Origin of the sequence: Rhizobium sp. S96 (genome assembly GCF_030382195.1) — a bacterium.
Taxonomy (GTDB): domain Bacteria; phylum Pseudomonadota; class Alphaproteobacteria; order Rhizobiales; family Rhizobiaceae; genus Rhizobium.
This window is the reverse complement of the sequence record NZ_JAUDRY010000018.1, coordinates 1-16593: the sequence shown is the minus strand read 5'-3', so window position 1 is coordinate 16593 and position 16593 is coordinate 1. Positions and strand designations below refer to the sequence as shown.

The 16593-nt window shown below is 59.5% G+C and carries 17 protein-coding genes; 8 read left to right on the top strand and 9 right to left on the bottom strand.

The genetic code is table 11. The features are described from left to right. Position 1: 1 nt before the first annotated feature. A complete protein-coding gene (locus QTL94_RS19515) occupies positions 2 to 742 on the bottom strand; it encodes a helix-turn-helix transcriptional regulator (protein WP_289802986.1) in 741 nt (246 codons plus the stop codon). A gap of 398 nt (positions 743 to 1140) precedes the next feature. On the opposite strand from QTL94_RS19515, the gene sciP reads away from it, so the two are divergent. Together sciP and QTL94_RS19505 are read left to right on the top strand one after the other, a co-directional pair. Next, entirely contained in the window at positions 1141 to 1416 is a 276-nt protein-coding gene (gene sciP, locus QTL94_RS19510) for a CtrA inhibitor SciP (RefSeq protein ID WP_007533628.1), read from the top strand. A gap of 318 nt (positions 1417 to 1734) precedes the next feature. Further along, positions 1735 to 2013, top strand: a complete 279-nt coding sequence (locus QTL94_RS19505; protein ID WP_065691242.1) for a GNAT family N-acetyltransferase — start codon at positions 1735 to 1737, stop codon at positions 2011 to 2013. 104 nt (positions 2014 to 2117) lie between these two features. On the opposite strand, the gene QTL94_RS19500 is transcribed toward QTL94_RS19505, so the two are convergent. Next, entirely contained in the window at positions 2118 to 2468 is a 351-nt protein-coding gene (locus tag QTL94_RS19500; RefSeq protein WP_065691174.1) for a flagellar export protein FliJ, read from the bottom strand. A gap of 440 nt (positions 2469 to 2908) precedes the next feature. On the opposite strand from QTL94_RS19500, the gene ctrA reads away from it, so the two are divergent. Continuing rightward, positions 2909 to 3610, top strand: coding sequence for a response regulator transcription factor CtrA (gene ctrA / locus QTL94_RS19495; protein WP_003542362.1), 702 nt, complete (start codon positions 2909 to 2911; stop codon positions 3608 to 3610). Positions 3611 to 3737: 127 nt separating this feature from the next. Here ctrA and QTL94_RS19490 read toward each other — a convergent pair whose 3' ends face one another. Both QTL94_RS19490 and chpT read right to left on the bottom strand, forming a co-directional pair. Continuing rightward, the gene (locus QTL94_RS19490; protein ID WP_065691175.1) at positions 3738 to 4100 is read right to left on the bottom strand and encodes a response regulator; all 363 of its coding nucleotides are present in this window, start codon (positions 4098 to 4100) and stop codon (positions 3738 to 3740) included. Between the two features lie 111 nt (positions 4101 to 4211). Next, the gene (chpT, locus tag QTL94_RS19485) at positions 4212 to 4862 is read right to left on the bottom strand and encodes a histidine phosphotransferase ChpT (protein ID WP_198928693.1); all 651 of its coding nucleotides are present in this window, start codon (positions 4860 to 4862) and stop codon (positions 4212 to 4214) included. A 189-nt stretch (positions 4863 to 5051) separates the two neighbouring features. Between chpT and QTL94_RS19480 the strand changes: the two genes are divergently transcribed. Both QTL94_RS19480 and QTL94_RS19475 read left to right on the top strand, forming a co-directional pair. Next, a complete protein-coding gene (locus QTL94_RS19480; RefSeq protein ID WP_502944161.1) occupies positions 5052 to 5648 on the top strand; it encodes a DUF1134 domain-containing protein in 597 nt (198 codons plus the stop codon). Positions 5649 to 5766: 118 nt separating this feature from the next. Further along, complete coding sequence (locus QTL94_RS19475; RefSeq protein ID WP_289802943.1) at positions 5767 to 6927, top strand: coiled-coil domain-containing protein; 1161 nt, start codon at positions 5767 to 5769, stop codon at positions 6925 to 6927. A gap of 2 nt (positions 6928 to 6929) precedes the next feature. Here QTL94_RS19475 and QTL94_RS19470 read toward each other — a convergent pair whose 3' ends face one another. Further along, positions 6930 to 7751, bottom strand: coding sequence for a TrmH family RNA methyltransferase (locus tag QTL94_RS19470; RefSeq protein WP_289802942.1), 822 nt, complete (start codon positions 7749 to 7751; stop codon positions 6930 to 6932). A 5-nt stretch (positions 7752 to 7756) separates the two neighbouring features. Next, on the bottom strand, positions 7757 to 8143 hold the full coding sequence (locus tag QTL94_RS19465) for a hypothetical protein (protein ID WP_289802941.1): 387 nt from the start codon (positions 8141 to 8143) through the stop codon (positions 7757 to 7759). 44 nt (positions 8144 to 8187) lie between these two features. Here QTL94_RS19465 and QTL94_RS19460 point away from each other — a divergent pair, with 44 nt between their 5' ends. Then, the gene (locus QTL94_RS19460) at positions 8188 to 9222 is read left to right on the top strand and encodes an RluA family pseudouridine synthase (protein WP_289802940.1); all 1035 of its coding nucleotides are present in this window, start codon (positions 8188 to 8190) and stop codon (positions 9220 to 9222) included. 186 nt (positions 9223 to 9408) lie between these two features. Then, positions 9409 to 10317 (top strand): RNA polymerase sigma factor RpoH, encoded by a 909-nt coding sequence (gene rpoH / locus QTL94_RS19455; RefSeq protein ID WP_065691181.1) that lies wholly within the window; start codon positions 9409 to 9411, stop codon positions 10315 to 10317. A gap of 74 nt (positions 10318 to 10391) precedes the next feature. On the opposite strand, the gene QTL94_RS19450 is transcribed toward rpoH, so the two are convergent. After that, positions 10392 to 12857, bottom strand: coding sequence for a hypothetical protein (locus tag QTL94_RS19450; RefSeq protein ID WP_289802939.1), 2466 nt, complete (start codon positions 12855 to 12857; stop codon positions 10392 to 10394). A gap of 61 nt (positions 12858 to 12918) precedes the next feature. After that, positions 12919 to 14214 (bottom strand): adenylosuccinate synthase, encoded by a 1296-nt coding sequence (locus QTL94_RS19445; RefSeq protein WP_065691183.1) that lies wholly within the window; start codon positions 14212 to 14214, stop codon positions 12919 to 12921. 199 nt (positions 14215 to 14413) lie between these two features. Here QTL94_RS19445 and QTL94_RS19440 point away from each other — a divergent pair, with 199 nt between their 5' ends. After that, on the top strand, positions 14414 to 15331 hold the full coding sequence (locus QTL94_RS19440; RefSeq protein ID WP_289802938.1) for a DMT family transporter: 918 nt from the start codon (positions 14414 to 14416) through the stop codon (positions 15329 to 15331). On the opposite strand, the gene QTL94_RS19435 is transcribed toward QTL94_RS19440, so the two are convergent. Next, entirely contained in the window at positions 15328 to 16173 is an 846-nt protein-coding gene (locus QTL94_RS19435; protein WP_065691185.1) for a GNAT family N-acetyltransferase, read from the bottom strand. The genes QTL94_RS19440 and QTL94_RS19435 overlap by 4 nt on opposite strands. Positions 16174 to 16593 lie beyond the last annotated feature (420 nt).

Sequence of the window (16593 nt, the reverse complement as noted above, 5' to 3'; positions counted from 1 at the left end):
GCTACAGCAACCGATAGCGAAAGGCGCGAGCGACGGCCTGCATGCGATTGACCGAATCCAGTTTGCGCATCGCGCTTTTCAGATAGCCGACGACCGTGTGGGACGAGAGATCCAGGATGATCGCGATCTCTTCGCTGCTCTTGCCCGCCGCCGACCAGCGCAGACATTCGATCTCGCGATTGCTGAGGCTCTCGGACGGGCGTTCCACAGGATAATCCTGGGAAAACATTTCCAGAAATTCCATCGCGAGGAAAACTTGCGCCATCGCTTCGTCGCGGCTGGCTTTGGCCCGATCCCCGGAGAAGGCAAAAATATACTGTCTGAGATCGGCGTCATGCAGTGTGAACGCGAACGTGTTCTTCAATCCATGCGTTCTGAAGAGTTTCACAAGCTCAGGGTTTTCCTGGTTCGCCGCCGTGCTCTCGAACGGCGCCTTGTCGCAAAAAACCGGCATCACCGATCGTTTCAGCCGGTTCACGAGCTTGCAGCAATAGAAAAGATCAGCATCTTCGTAAAAGTCGGTGATCTCTTGCGGCCAATTCGTAGCAAGACAGTTGACGGCAAAACCGGCGCGGTCGCCGCGCGGAAATGCAGCCAGCAGATAGAAGCTGTGGCCTGTACGTCGCGCCATTTCACCAAGGCGCTCACCAATCATTGATGCTGGAGTTTTCGGCACCCTGTCCGAATGCGGAAAAACAGTATCCTCCACGCCGTCACGGACGGCGCGCACAGGCTTCCTCATTGATTTTCGTCCCTTGGCGGCCGGCTCCGGCTCGAGCTTCTCTCCAAAACAAGGGGATTTCGAGTACCGGAAAAGCAGACACGCCCGGATCGCCAAGAGGCGAAGCGGTAGCCGCGGTCATTCCGGACAAGATGAGAAGAACGGAGACGAGGGTCTAGCAGCGCATTTATGTTGCAGTGCTTATAAATTGATGGAGATCAATTAAACAATAACCATTGCGCATGGCTCCTATGCGCTGAGTACAAGTTTACCTAACGGAAGGCGTATCGGGTCCCCAAATCGCCTCGACAAAGGTTGGCGCTTAAAGTTGTTATCAAAGTCTTACTTTGTGCTTAGGCAATTTTTAAATGTGACAAGCTAGAGTGGCTCTCGTGGTCTTGAGTTGTGTAGAGAGTCCAATGACCGAAATGATACGTCCCCGAGTGAAATATGTCATCGGCCCCGATGGCAGCCCGCTGACGATTGCGGATCTTCCGCCGCCGAATACCCGGCGCTGGGTAATCCGTCGCAAGGCAGAGGTTGTCGCCGCGGTGCGCGGTGGCCTGCTGAGCTTGGAAGAAGCCTGCGAACGTTACACGCTGACTGTGGAAGAGTTCCTCTCCTGGCAGTCATCCATTAATAGCCACGGTCTGGCCGGTTTGCGCACGACGCGCATCCAGCAGTACCGCCATTGATCAATTTTTGAAGCCTATCGTAATTTTTCGGGCCGAACGCACATCCCTAGTAGGGATCTGACGCCGGCCCGAAGTCATTGATATACTGCAGGCACTATCGTCGCCAATTCATTGAATCGATGCTTCAGCTCGGCCGAGGTCCACAAAGACCACTCGGCCCAAGGCCGGGCAAGCAATGGTTCAGGGAAAGGATGAACGCCGTCGCCGTCTCCACGTCCCCTGCCCCTTTCAGCGAACAGTGCGTCTCCTTCAGGCAGCTTTGCGGAAACGCGGCGCCATGCCAATTTGCCGATCGACACAGTCGAGAGGAATATGGCAGTGAAAATCACCAACGAAGAAAATGCATCGGGCGGCAGATACGTCGCCGAACTCGACGGTCATCAGGCTGAGATGACCTATTCCCGGACATCACCGAAACTCGTGATCATCGATCACACCGGCGTTCCTGATGCTCTGCGTGGCAAGGGTGTTGGCCAAGCATTGGCATTGCATGCCGTGGAAGAAGCCAGAAAGGGCGGCTGGAAGATTTTCCCGCTGTGCCCCTTCTTCAAGGCCCAGTCGCAGCGCCACGAAGAATGGCGCGACGTCGTCAACTGACGAATCAAAAAACGCCAAAAGCCATGTATGACGGGCAGCACGCCCACCATGCATGGCTTTTATGAGATGACACCCTGGCGCCGTCAGGCGCCTGTCACCCTGGCTTAGGCCCGTGCCCGGATTGCACCGTCGCGCTCTTCAAGCGCGGCAGCACGTGCATATTCCGCCTGCATCTCTTCGAGCGATTGCTCCAAAGCCTCTTCCTGCATCCTCAGTTCCTTGATCGAAACCTGAAGATTGTCCGCGCGCTGGCGTGCTGCCTTTGCGAAGGTCGGATAGGCGAAGTGATTCGGGTCGGAAATGCCGGACTTCTTTTCCTCGACGACGATCTGGCTCTCCAGATCCTTCGTCATCCGGTCAAATTCGGACATCATCATCTGCAATTGCTGCAGTTGACGACGTTTTTCATTCACCTGAAACTCTTTCAGGCGAGTTAGGCTCTCACGCGACTTCATACGCATTACTCCAGTGATGCGAGACCCCGGCTCCACTTGAAACCGCCCCTGCGAGCCGCTTTGACACGGCCTGCCCAAAAAATTTCCCTCGGTGTTAACAAAAACCTACCGCTGGTAACCTTTCGTTTACGGGCATCGTTAATGATAGTGCCGATGATTTAAGGGTCGGTAAACACAACTACGCGATTTCCGGCCTGTTTCATTGGTGAGTCGAATGAATCGCTTACCGGCCCTTCTTAATGTAACAGTTGAGGAGTGAGCTTTGCGGATTCTCGTTGGAAAACAGCGTAATGGGTAAAATATTTAATAAATTCGTTACCTCTTGCCAGAGTGAATCAGAATTTGTTAACCATTTCGTGGCAGCTTCCAAATCACGCAGTGACATGTTCGGTATCGCGTAGGGGCCAGACCACCTTTCGGCGGCGGTAAAGGGGATAAGAATGCGGGTACTACTCATCGAAGATGATAGCGCGACAGCGCAGAGCATCGAACTGATGCTCAAATCAGAAAGTTTCAACGTCTACACCACCGATCTAGGTGAAGAGGGCGTCGATCTCGGCAAGTTGTATGATTATGATATCATCCTCCTTGATCTCAACCTTCCAGACATGTCCGGATATGAAGTGCTGCGCACTCTCCGTCTGTCCAAGGTCAAAACACCGATCCTGATTCTCTCCGGCATGGCCGGTATTGAAGACAAGGTTCGCGGTCTCGGCTTCGGTGCCGACGACTACATGACCAAGCCGTTCCACAAGGACGAACTGGTCGCGCGCATTCATGCGATCGTCCGTCGTTCCAAGGGCCATGCCCAGTCGGTCATCATGACCGGCGAACTGATCGTCAACCTCGACGCCAAGACCGTCGAAGTCGGCGGCCAGCGCGTGCACCTGACGGGCAAGGAATATCAGATGCTGGAGCTGCTTTCGCTCCGCAAGGGCACCACGCTCACCAAGGAAATGTTCCTGAACCACCTCTACGGCGGCATGGACGAGCCTGAACTGAAGATCATCGACGTTTTCATCTGCAAGCTGCGCAAGAAGCTAGCAAATGCAGCCGGCGGCGCCAATTACATCGAGACTGTCTGGGGCCGTGGCTACGTGCTGCGCGAGCCGGATGGCGCCGAATACGCCGAAACCGCCTGACGCGTCCGCCCCTTTTGCCATCGAGCAACAAGAATCCCGCCGTTTCGGCGGGATTTTTTTGTCTGTAAAGCAATAAAAAAGCCGCTTGAAACAAGCGGCTCGGTCCGGGATTGGATTTGTCGATTGGTTATGCGGCGACGGCGCGGTTGCCGAAGACTGCGGTCAGGATCTTCCGGTCGAATGGCTTCAGCAGGAAATCCGTGGCCCCTGCCCGCTTGCCCATCATCAGCTTCTTGAGGTCGGCCTCGATCACGCAGTAGTAGATCTTTACCTCTTTGCCGCCTTCCATGGCGCGGATGCCGGCAATCAGCTCCAGGGCGCCGTCCATGCCCGAATCAACGATCACATAGTCCGGGAGCTCTGCCCCGCAGCGAGACAGCGCTTCGCTTACATTGGATGCTTCGCTGACAAGAAAATCGAGCTCTGAGAGAATGCGCCTCCCGACCTTGCGAACAACGTCAGATGCGTCAGTGATCATGAATCTCTGCATAGCTGCTCCTTCGCCCAATTTTTGTGGTATCGGGCGTTATATCAGCCGACGATAGAAACATTAGGCTAAGGAATTGTTACTTCGGCGCTGCAAATGATGCGCCGAAGCGCATCAGGCAGCCGGTACTTCGGCGGTGAAAACAATCTCTTCCGCAGTCGCGCTGTGGCCCAGTTCCATGCCGCATTCTTCGGCGAGGAGCACTGTGTAGTAGGGCTGGATCGAGTGGGCATCGACGGCTTCCTCGATCTCGCGCGTGGAAATTTCCACGAACTTCGGCGGCAGGCGCATCAGCTTGCCCTTGGCAACGATCTTGAACTTTGCGTCGAATTCCGGATTTTCCAGTGTGATTTCAAGCGAGCCGCCGCGCGGGATCGACGAATAGGCAACCAGAAACAGGTTCAGCAGGAGCTTGACGCGGTTCTTCGCGATGATGGCACGTGGACCGGTCCAGGTGACCTCGGTCTTCTTTTCAGCAGCGGCGAAGTCCTTGGCGGCCCGCTCGGCCTCGCCGGTATCGATCGAGGCACCGACGGAGCCCGAGGCGCCGAAGGCAAGCCGCGCGAACTTGAGGCGAACCGAAGCATTCAGCGCACTTGTACGAATAAGATCCATCGCATCCGCGTCGGCGCCGCCCTCGTCAAGCAGTTCCAGGCCATTGTTGATGGCTCCGACGGGAGAAATCACGTCATGGCAAACCCGGCTGCACAGCAATGCTGCCAGATCGGGACCTGTCAGAGTAAGGTTGGGATTCTTCGACATCATCGTCTCCTGAGGGCGATAGGCTCATTTCGCCGTATATCTTGCGTCATCAAAATTGCACGAAGTTTGCGCGCGTATTCGGCGCCATAATGACACCATATTTGGTAAACCGATTGTTAAGACCATCCGCGCAAAATGAATGAAACGCCGGAAACGGCCTACCGAACCGACCATGATGAACGGATGACACCCATGCGCCCTCAAATCTTCGGAAGACTGACCGCCTTCTGCCGGTTATTCGTTGCGTTGACTCTTCCGCTGGCGATGCTTGCCTCGACGCAGGCATCCGCGCAAGAGGCCAACAGCAGCCAGTACACGATGCAGGAGATCGTTGACGCCGGTCATTCGTTCTTCGGCTCGACAAGTGGCGGCCTTGCCAAGGTCGTCGAGGCAGCCTTCCAGAAGTACGGCTTGCCCAATGGCTATGTCCTTGGACAGGAAGGATCCGGTGCATTCATAGCCGGTCTCACCTACGGCGAAGGGCAGCTGAACACCAAGAATGCCGGTGAGCACTCGCTCTACTGGCAGGGGCCGTCCCTCGGCATCGACTACGGCGGCCAGGGCACGCGGGTGATGATGCTGGTGTACGACCTTCCCTCCACCGACGCGATCTACGCCCGGTTCGGCGGCGTCAGCGGCCAGGCTTTCGTGATCGCCGGCTTCGGGATGACGCTGCTCAAGAACAACAACGTGCTCGTCGTTCCGATCCGGACCGGCGTCGGCGCCCGCCTCGGCCTGAACGTCGGCTACCTCAAGGTTACGCCGAACCCGACCTGGAACCCCTTCTGATCGGCACGAGGCGACGAACTCTCTTGGAGCGTCGCCTTTCCGCCACTTGCTCTATGCCGGTCGTCCGCTTAATGATTAGCGCTGACGCAAATCAATTCCTGGAAGCAGTGGCAACGCCGTGATCGAATATGCTCTGTTGTTCGGATTGGGTTTCCTGACCGCGGCGTTCCTCGCCTTTCTGGTATCGCCCGCAATCCATCGACGCATCGTTTGGTACACCGAGAACCGGATGCGGGCGACCATGCCGTTAAGCCCGCAGGAAGTCCGCGCCCAGAAAGACATGGTGCGTGCCCTTTATGCAGCCGAGAATGCGCGCACCACGCAGGACCTCGTCCGCGAGCGCGAAAAATCCCTGTCTCTGCAGCTGAAGCATGACTCGGTCGCCCTCGATGCCGGCAAGTTTGCATCCGAGATCAGTGCCCTGCAGGCGCAGATCGGCGACATGAGCGTCGAGGCAGCCGAGCTTCGCTCCCATCTGCGCAAGGATGAGAACTATATCAGCCAGCTGAAGACCAGCCTGCATATTGCCGAACAGGCTGGTGCTGCGAAGGATGGGGAGTTGGATGCGCTGCGGACGCGGCTGAACAAGCTGGCCGAACAGGCGGACAACCTCAAGATCGATATGGCCGCCCGCGACACCCAGATCGAAAGCCTGACATTCAAGTCGGGCACGCTTCGCATCGAGCGCGACAATCTCCGTCAGGACGCCAGCCTGCTCCAGAAGCGCGCCAAAGAGGCCGAGCAGAAACTATCCCAGCAGGAGCATACCGTCATCCGCTTTGAAGACAGGGCGGCACGCGATGCCGCTGCGCTGTCGGAGAAGACGACGCTGCTCGGACGCCGGCAGCAGGACATTGCCAAGCTTAAGGAACAGGTGAAAGCCGTAAACGCGGACCTGCGCAAAGCCAACCGTGCGCTGCGCAATGCAGGTCTCGCCACCGTGACCACAGAACTGGTCTCTGAAAAGCAACCGCCGGAGAGCGCGATGCCATCTGAACTCGACACAGCCGCCGTTGCTGCACGTCTTGCTGAGGAGGTCCGCGCAAGAAGTGCCGCGGTTTCAGAAAGCCTCCTGAAGGCGAAGACCAACACCGGCAATGATGGCCCGATCCGCGAAGAAATCGCGGCGATTGCGGCGAACATGGTGGCGCTGACCGCCCTGAACGAAGGTCCCTCGTCCCCGATCCGTGACCTCCTACCGGAGCCGGCGGAGCCTCGCGAGGGCGAACGTCTGGACCTGGCCCAGCGTGCGGCAACCGTTCTTTCCGAACCAGGCTGATCTCAGATCAGGCCCGCGGCAGACGACATCGCAAACAGGGCAATACCGGTCGCCATAGCCACGTTGAGGCTGTCCAGCCCTTCCGATTGCGGGATGCGCGCTGTGCGGAAACGAGACAGTACCGCCTCCGGCAGCCCCTCGCCTTCGGTCCCGACAACCAAGGCCATGCGATCGGAGGCCGGTATCTGTCGGATATCCGTTTCGCCGCGCGGCGAAAGTGTCCAGATCGCAAAGCCCTGCTCCGCAAGGCGGGTCAGCACGTCAACGGCATCACCGCCACGCTGGTAAGGCACGGTCAGCACCGACCCGACAGAGACACGCAGCGCCTTGCGATAGAGGGGATCGCAGGACGTCTCGTCCAGGAAGATCGCGTCAGCCTTGAACGCCGCAGCGTTGCGGAACATCGAGCCGGCATTGTCGTGGTTTGAAATGCCGCAACCAACCAGCACCAGAGCTCGCGCTGGCAGGCGCTCGATCAGGTCCGCTGCGGCAGGCTTCCGGCGACCAAGGGCCAGCACCCCGCGGTGCAAGTGGAAACCAACGATACGATCGAGCACCTCCGCTTCGGCGACATAGACCGGGACAGTCTCGGGCAACCCGTCGAGGATCGAGGACACGCCATCGACGCGATTTCGAAGCAGGAGAACCTTCTCCGCCTCAAAGTCGCCCTCCCCGCCGTGCGCGGCCGCCAGCATCCTGAGAACCACAGTGCCTTCGGCGATAAAGCGGCTTTCTCGCCCGGTCAGGTCGCGTTCGCGAATGTCGCGGAACTCAGCGATGCGTGGGTCATCGGCACTCTCGATGGTGATGAGCCGCGAGGTCATGGCACTCAGCCGCCGTTGATCGTCACGTCCGCCACGATACGGCCGGCTTTGATATCGAACACCAGGGCCTTCATCACACCATCAGCCGTCGTGCCGAAAAACAGAATCTGGCCAGCGGAAAGCGAAGAGGACTGGATCACGAAGCCGGGCGGAAGCGTAGCGGTCACGGATACCGGCGCATCGGAGGGGACGCCTGCCGAGGTCACCGCTGCCGCATCCTTCGCCGGAGCACGCATCGTCTTGTAGACAACCGCACCGAAGACCGCCATAAGGCTCACGAACATGATGATGCCCGAGACGATCTGCAGGCGGATCATCTTGCGCCGGACACTTTCCATCGCCGGATCGAGGGGTTTTTCTTCCTGATCGTCTTCTGGCTGGATTTTCGTCATTATTGGCGTTCCATTCTTATAAAATACTTCGGAGAAGAAGCGTCTTGAGTGACCCCTTTAAACAAGCATCCGGCATTATGAAAGTCCTGACGGCCGATGAGAACGCGGAAGGGCGGCTCGACGCGTGGATGACCGCCCAGCTTGGTGAAGAATTCTCCCGCAGCCGCGTGAAGGTGCTGATCAAGGACGGTCAGGTATCGTCCAAGGGCGCCGTCGTTGCCGATCCGCAAAAGAAGGTGCGCCCGGGCGACATCTTCGAGATCAATCTTCCGGAGCCTGAAGATCCGACGCCGAAGGGCGAGAATATCCCGCTCGACATTCTCTACGAGGACGATGACTTGATCGTCATCTCGAAGCCCACGGGCATGGTTGTGCACCCCGCTGCCGGCAACTGGACCGGCACGCTGGTCAACGCCCTGATCTACCATTGCGGCGACAGCCTTTCCGGCATCGGCGGCGTCCGCCGCCCCGGCATCGTTCACCGCCTCGACAAGGACACGACCGGTGTCATGGTCGTCGCCAAGAACGACGTGGCTCACCGCCATCTCTCCGCCCAGTTTGCCGACCACGGCCGCACCATGCCCATCGAGCGCGCCTACCAGGCCGTCGTCTGGGGCCGTCCGCGCACGCTGACCGGCAGTATCAACGCCCCCCTCGGCCGCGACACCGGCGACCGCACCCGCCGCGCCGTCAAGCGCCCTGGCACCGCCGATGCCGACGAGGCGATCACCCACTACGAGGTGATCGAGCGCTTCCACGAAACCCCGGACTCGCTATCTCTGGCGTCGCTGGTCGAATGCCACCTGGAGACCGGCCGGACCCATCAGATCCGCGTCCACATGGCCCATATCGGCCACCCGCTGCTCGGCGACATGGTTTACGGCGCGCATTTCAAGACTAAGGCCAACCTGCTGCCGGATGCCGCCAAGAAGGCGGTCAACAGCTTCGGACGTCAGGCCCTGCACGCCTACATGCTGCAGTTCGAACATCCGCGCACCGGCGAACTCATGCGCTTCGAAGTTCCCCTGCCCGACGACATGGTGGCACTGACCGAGGCGCTCAGGGACGCCGAGCTGTAACGGGACTGCAACGGGTCAGCCGTCACAAGAACGTGAAGTGAACGGCGGCCTTGAACTACTGTTTCGCCATACTTATCTCTACACTGACTTCGTGCGGGCTTCCCAAGCCGCACGTTCCCGGTTTGCCTTGAAGACGCAGGGACGCGTCCGAGCGGGAGCCGGAATTCAGATAGGAGGGTGCAATCCATGGCCCGAAATAGTTTGCCGTCCATTACGGCCGGTGAAGCCGGTCTCAATCGTTATCTCGACGAAATCCGCAAGTTCCCGATGCTGGAGCCGCAGGAAGAATATATGCTCGCCAAGCGCTACTCTGAGCATGGCGATCGCGAAGCTGCGCATAAGCTCGTCACCAGCCATCTGCGCCTCGTGGCGAAGATTGCCATGGGCTACCGTGGCTATGGCCTGCCGATCGGCGAAGTCGTGTCGGAAGGCAACGTCGGCCTCATGCAGGCCGTGAAGAAATTCGATCCGGAGCGCGGTTTCCGTCTGGCGACCTACGCGATGTGGTGGATCAAGGCTTCGATCCAGGAATATATCCTGCGTTCGTGGTCGCTCGTTAAGATGGGTACCACCGCCAATCAGAAGCGTCTCTTCTTCAACCTGCGCCGCCTCAAGGGCCGCATCCAGGCTATCGATGAAGGCGATCTGAAGCCCGAGCACGTGACCGAGATCGCGACCAAGCTCAAGGTCTCCGAGGAAGAAGTGGTTTCGATGAACCGCCGCCTTTCCGGCGACGCCTCGTTGAACGCACCGATCAAGGCCTCCGAAGGCGACTCCGGTCAGTGGCAGGATTGGCTGGTCGACGATCACGACAGCCAGGAAGCTGTTCTGATCGAACAGGACGAGCTCGATACGCGCCGCCGCATGCTGGCCAAGGCCATGAGCGTGCTCAACGACCGCGAACGCCGCATCTTCGAGGCACGCCGCCTCGCCGAAGATCCGGTGACGCTCGAGGATCTGTCGACGGAGTTCGATATCAGCCGCGAACGCGTGCGGCAGATCGAAGTCCGGGCCTTTGAGAAGGTTCAGGACGCCGTGCGCAAGGAAGCGCTTGAACGAGCCAAGGCCGTGCGCGTGGTTGAAGCAACCGCATAATCACGGTTTATTTCCCAACAAAAAGGGCGGGTCCATGACCCGCCCTTTTCTTTGATCGTTGTGTCCAGTTCGGTTTACTGGCTGGTGGAAACGTCGCCCGAAGCGGCCCATTCCTTGATCGCCGCGGTAAACGCCTCGGCGCCGGTCGTCCCCTTCTGCATCGTCAGCAGGGCACGGCGGCCGTTGCGGTAGGTAATCGGGATATCAAGCCAATCACGATTGGACAGAAGATCGAGGTTCGCTTTGCGCGCATCCGGATAATCGTTCAGCGCGATCATGTGGAAATCGTCGGTAATCTTGGCCGGAACCGCAATAAGCGCGTCGCCGCGATCCTGCTCGGTCCGCTTCATCGAAATGCGCTGAACGCCATCGATGGCGCCGCCTTCGAAGTTTGGCGGCAGCGAGAAGACGATCTCGACGATATGGCTCGCCGGCAGCGACGGATCGGAATTGCGCTTGAAGGTCAGCTGCGCGCTCAGATTACGCTCGGGAACGGTGACCATGCCACGAACGACGGCATCCTGCTTGCCATCCTGGCCAGCCTCGTGCTGAAGGCTCCAGACGACCGACCCCTGGATGGCTGTCGGCGAGCTCTGGCCGATGCGCTCCTCGTAGAGGAACATTTTTTCGCTCGAGCCAACCGGCGCGGTCGCTGCTGGCGTGGTCGAGTCGGCAGTCGGCGTCGCGGCAGATGCCGTTCCCGGCGTTGGCGCTGCAACCGGCTGCGTCCCACCTGAGACCGGTGGCGGAGCATCGGATGCGGCCACGTTCTGCTCAGCGACAGACTTTCCTTCGGCGACCTGAGTGCCGGGGGCAGCGGCCGGGCCGGCATCCGTTTCGGTACCGTCGGCATTCAGTCTCTGGGTGAACTTGCTGTTGACGGAAGAGCCGTCGTTCAACGACGCGACTTCCTTCTGCGGCGGGTTCGCTGCCGCCGGATCGCCGGCTTGCGATGCAGGCGTAGCCGGATCGGGCTTTGCCGGTGCCGTTTCGGTCTTGGCGGTCTGCGACGGCGCAGCGCTGACAAGACCCTTGACCATTTCGGTCAGAGCGGCCTGGTTGGTCCAGGCAGCATAGCCGCCTCCACCCACCACGCCGAGCGCGATCAGGATCGTGACGATCGAGCCGATGCCGAAACGACGGCGCTTCGGCTCCATGCGGAAATTCTTGCCCTGGAACTTCGACGCGATGGCGTTGTCGACATCGCTCGACGAAATGCCATCATCGTCTTCGGCAACCACGCCGCGGTTGTCGTAACCGCGAAGCTGCGTTGCCTCCTGCCAGGCATCGTTGGTGGCCGGCGCGGGCTTCGCGGCCGAAGTCCCGTGAACCTCGGAGAACAGATCGCCATCATCGAAATGGGCGCTGATCTGCTCCTTCTTGCCGCTGTCGAGCGGCGGCAGGTCATCAAACGCAGCCGCTTCCCAGGAGAAGCCCTCGTTTGCGGCAGGCATCTTCGTGGGCTCAGGCGGATGCTCGATCCCGGCAATCACATCTTCGAAGGCCCGCGCTGCGTCGTTTGCCGGCGCGACCGGTGACTTCTCCGAAAACTGGCGGAGCTCCTCGAGCGCCCAGTCGGTCGGCTCGTCTCTTCTGACCGGCTCCGGGACTTCCTCGGCATGTTCGGACCATACCGGGTCGAAATGCGCGGCGGTATCAGCATGAATCGGTTCTTCGCGAACATGCTCGACGAATTCCGCCGTTTGCTGCTCGAAGACATGCACAGGTTCGACGAGCCGGTTGCTCAGGTCGAAATCACGTGCCACCGGCTGCGGCGCCGGTTCATAAGCTGACTCGATATGGGGCTCGACCGCCGGCTCCGGCGAGAACTCCTGATACGGCTCTTTCTCGACGACATCGTCGTGATGAGGTGCCTGCCACGGCTCGACCGGCTCGGGTTCAGCCGCAAAGGACGGCTCCGCTTCGTGCCAAGCCTGAGGCGCCTCCTCGTGGACCGGGGGCGTGTAGACTTGCTCGGCCGCTATCTCTTCTTGAGCCTCGACCACCTCGTCGGCGGGAGCCTCATGATAGTGCTGCGCCGGTTCTTCGTGATTCTGAACCGGCTCCTCGACGTGCTGTACGGGCTCTTCATGCGCGACCGGCTCTTCATAAACCGGTTCCTCGTAGGCCGGAGCCGCCGAAGCTGCAGCAGGCTCCTCGTGGCGAGGCTCTTCGTACACCGCCTGCTGTTCATGAACCGGCTCTTCGACCGGGGCTACCTCTGCGACGGGCGCGGCTGCCGCGGGTTCCGGCTCGGCCTCGTCGATCGGCTCTGCCGGGATCTCCAGCGCGAGCTCGACATCCGAGATGTCGTCCTCGGCCGGCAACGCCACGGCATGCTCGGCCTCTACTTCGCGGATCGCTGCTTCGAGCTTTTCAAGCTGCCTTTGCAGCATCGCTTCCGGCGGACGCGGCTTCATGTTCTCGAGCTGCCGCTGAACGGCACCGCGAGCGCGCTCGTAGACCTTCACCCGCATCTCGGGAGTGTTGTCGGTCAGGCCGTCAACCGCCCGCCGGATAACTGCGATAAAATCCGCCATTCGTACTTTCTCAAAGAGCGTGGTTTGTTAACCAAACCACACAAAATAATGACCCGCGACCTTAGTCCTCAAACGGATCGGTCACAAGTATGGTGTCGTCTCGCTCAGGACTTGTAGACAGGAGAGCGACGGGCGCTCCGATAAGTTCTTCGACCTGGCGGACATACTTGATCGCCTGCGCCGGCAGATCAGCCCAGCTACGGGCTCCGACGGTCGATTCCTTCCAGCCTTCGAGCGTAATGTAGACGGGCTCGACACGAGCCTGGGCCGCCTGGCTTGCGGGGAGATAATCGATCTCCTTGCCGTCAAGCTTGTAGGCGACGCAGATCTTCAGTTCGTCGAGACCATCGAGAACGTCGAGCTTGGTCAACGCGATGCCGGTGATACCCGATGTCTTCACCGTCTGGCGGACCAGAACCGAATCGAACCAGCCGCAACGGCGCGGACGACCGGTATTGACGCCGACTTCGCGGCCGACGGTCGAAAGATGCTTGCCGACGTCGTCATTCAGCTCGCACGGGAACGGACCTTCGCCCACACGCGTCGTGTAAGCCTTGGTGATGCCGAGAACATAACCGATTGCCGTCGGGCCGAGACCGGAACCCGCGGCAGCCTGGCCTGCAACCGTGTTCGACGAGGTGACGAAGGGATAGGTGCCGTGGTCGTTATCGAGCAGCGCGCCCTGCGCACCTTCGAACAGGATGCGGGCGCCGGCCTTGCGCTGGTCGTCGAGGATGCGCCAGACTTGGTCGACATAGGGCAGAACCTGGTCGGCGACGTCGTTCAGTTCCTTCTCCAGCGATTCCACCGAAATCTCCGGCAGGCCGAGGCCGCGGCGCAGCGCGTTGTGGTGCGTCAGCAGACGGTCGATCTTGGCCGGCAGTGCTTCCTTGTCGGCGAGGTCGATGGCGCGGATCGCGCGGCGGCCGACCTTGTCTTCATAGGCCGGACCGATGCCGCGGCGGGTGGTGCCAATCTTCGTACCGCTGTTGGAGGCGGCGTCTTCACGGAAGCCGTCGAGGTCGCGGTGCAGCGACAGGATCAGCGGCGCGTTATCAGCGATGCGCAGCACCTCGGGCGTTACATTGACACCCTGCGCGCGCAGCTTCGCGACTTCAGCGACGAAATGATGGGGATCGACGACGACGCCATTGCCGATAACACTGAGTTTGCCGCGCACGAGGCCAGATGGCAGAAGGGCAAGCTTGTAGCTGACACCGTCGATGACCAGCGTGTGGCCCGCATTGTGTCCGCCCTGATAGCGCACGATCACATCGGCGCGTTCCGAAAGCCAATCGACAATCTTGCCTTTGCCTTCGTCACCCCATTGCGAACCGACTACGACTACGTTCGTCATTCACGTCTTCCTGTTAAAGGCGGTTTTAACCGCACCCTGCTCAAACCCGCGCATCTATAAAACTTTGTTTTTGGGAAAGCGACCCTGTATTGCCGCCTGAATCGGCTTTTTACGTGACAAATCAGCTAAGCGCGGGCTACCTGCCCGTTGATTAAGAGAAACTAAGCGCCGTCTCCGCACGCGCTGGAAAGAATCGGCTGTGCGATTTACTGCCTATATCTGCCTCGTCGTCGCCGCCCTTTGCTGGGGCGGCAATACTGTCGCCGGCAAGCTTGCCCTCGGGCATGTCAGCCCGATGATGCTGACTTTTCTGCGCTGGTTTCTGGCGACCGCGCTGATCGCCGCAATCTCCCTACCGCAGTTGAAGCGCGACTGGCCGGTCGTTCGAAAAAATCTCCCGCTGCTCTTCTTCTACGGCATTATTGGTTACACGCTTTTCAACGCGATGCTCTATTCCGCAGTAAAGTATACGACAGCGATCAATGTCGCAATCGAACAGGCCGGCATTCCGATACTGATCTTCCTGCTCAATTTTATACTCTTCCGCACAGCCATTTCTTTCGCCCAGATTGCTGGCTTCGGTCTAACGCTTACAGGCGTTGCGCTCACGGCGGCGCATGGCGATCTCGCCACCCTGCTGCAACTCGGCCTCAATCGCGGCGATGGCCTGATGCTGATCGCGGTCGCAGCCTACTCGATCTACACGATCTTTCTGCGCTGGAAGCCTCCGCTCGACTGGCGCACGCTGATGGCGATACCAGCGCTCGGTGCGATGCTGACCGCGATACCGCTCCTGCTGTGGGAAAGCACGCAGGGAGCCATGCAGATGCCCGACCAGAATGGCTGGCTCATTACCATCTATACGGCGATCTTCGCATCGTTGCTGGCGCAGGTCCTCTATATCAAGGGCGTAGAATCGATCGGCGCCAATCGTGCCGGACTATTCATCAATCTCGTGCCGGTCTTCGGCACGTTGCTGTCCGTGGCCTTGCTAGGTGAGAGCTTGCAGCTGTTTCATGTTATCGCGCTCGCTCTGGCGCTCGGCGGCATCGCCATTGCCGAGAAGGGACGCCCGAAGGGCACCGCAACAGCGATGCCTGCGTCCGCGATGGATTAGCCGAGTTCCAGCGTCGTGACGCCGAACACGTTTCGAAGCGGCACCGCCGGCGCCGTTCCCCGATACATGCGGGCTGTCTCGAAAACGGGCTCGAGCCCCATGCCTTCGACAAGGGCAACTGCATCCTTGTTGTTGACGGGAACATCGATGTAGACCTGCGCGCCCTCCGCTTCCGGCCCGAGGACCGCCAGTAGCGCGGCAGCACTATCCACATCAGCCGCAAAGAGCGGCCCGATCTTGTAGCCCTCATAACAGCGGCGGATCGTGCCATAACCACGGATCTTGCCGTTCTTGCGCACGATTGCCGTGCGGCGATGCTTGCGCTCCGCGCACCACGATGAAACGAAGGCCGATCGTGGCGCTCCAAAGACCGTCGTATCGTAGCGCAACAAGCCGTCGAGCTTGTCGGATACGGCGTGCGCCACCAGGGGTGATTGCGGCAGGGAGGAAATCACGCCACCGTAGCGAACAGTCTGGTAGGCCGTTTCAAAACCGACCTTGCGGTAATTGTCCTGCTGCGCGGTGACGCCATCGAGACCGATCGACCGGCCTTCAGCCGATGCCATGCCGATATCCCAGATGGCCTTGCCATATCCTCGGCCGCGAAAATCGGGATGCACCATGTAAAGGCCGAGAAAGGCGAAGGCATCGCCATACTTGACGACGGAAATCGATCCGACAGGCACCTCGCCCAGCGCCCCGACGAAGAAGCCGGAGGGATCTGCATCATGGAAGGCGAGCGAGTCATCGAGACCCGGGTTCCATCCCTCCTGTCGAGCCCATTCGAGTACAAGCTCCAACTCACCGGGCCGCATCGGACGAACGGCAAACTCCGAATTCATGCAATCTTCCTACATCATATCCGCCGCACGTACGATCAGGCTGGACGCAGATCAAAATTGAGTCCAGCGGCGCATGACAACAACCGGCAATAAAGAAACATGCTCATGGCTGAAACGATCTGCATCGATCGTCACGATGCGCGACGCGAGAAACTCTTTGCATCGACAGCATCATGGAGCAACGAAATTACAATCTCAAGGGAATTACTTAAGACAACATGAAGCATCCAATAATTCCCGAAATCAAGCGTAGCATATCTGAACATCAGGCGGTCTCGGCAGCCTAAGCGCGGAACGGGCCAACGCGACGCCACACTGGAGTGCTCCCCGTTTCACCGGACAGATCGGCTAGTTTGATTTAGCCCTGATGAACTGCCGAGGGGAAGCCATCTTGAGCGCGGAATGAGGATGGATTGCGTT